At 43.7% G+C, this 604-nt stretch carries 1 protein-coding gene; it reads left to right on the top strand.

What is annotated here, in order from left to right:
* On the top strand, positions 1-604 hold a 604-nt coding region (locus J8281_RS18930; RefSeq protein WP_210199228.1), incomplete at both ends, for a hypothetical protein.

Genomic DNA, 604 nt, shown 5'->3' with positions numbered 1-604 from the left:
ATGTGACTCTGGAAATTGCTCCAAATGCGGTAACTACTGCAGAAATCGCTGACGGAACCATAACTTCAGATGATATTGCGGCTGATGCAATCAACGCAGCATCGATAAACCCAGACGTAGCCGGTGCTGGATTAACCCAAAATGCTTCTGGAGCACTAGAAGTAGATGTAACTGGAATAAGCGGTGACGGATCAATTACCTCCCCTAATGGAACTGTAACTTTAACAGGGACACCGGCTAACTCTTTATTCGAAAACGTAGGATTTGATGTAAATGTTCCAGCACTTACTGGTGATGGATCAATTACCTCTACAGACTTAACTGTAACTGGTGGTGCAAATTCAACGCTAAATGATGTAACTTTAGAGATTGCACCTGGAGCTGTTGGAAATACAGAACTTGCAACCGATGCAGTTACTACTGATAAAATACTAGATGGAACCATAACTTCAGATGATATTGCGGCTGATGCAATCAATGCAGCATCGATAAACCCAGACGTAGCCGGTGCAGGACTTACGCAAAATGCATCGGGTGCACTAGAAGTAGACGGAACTGCAATCACAGGTGATGGAAACATTACTTCCTCTGACCTTACTGTTGG

This window comes from Aquimarina sp. U1-2 (assembly GCF_017897595.1).
GTDB lineage: Bacteria > Bacteroidota > Bacteroidia > Flavobacteriales > Flavobacteriaceae > Aquimarina.
Note: the sequence above shows the minus strand (reverse complement) of the source record. Positions and strands in the feature narration are given on the sequence as shown.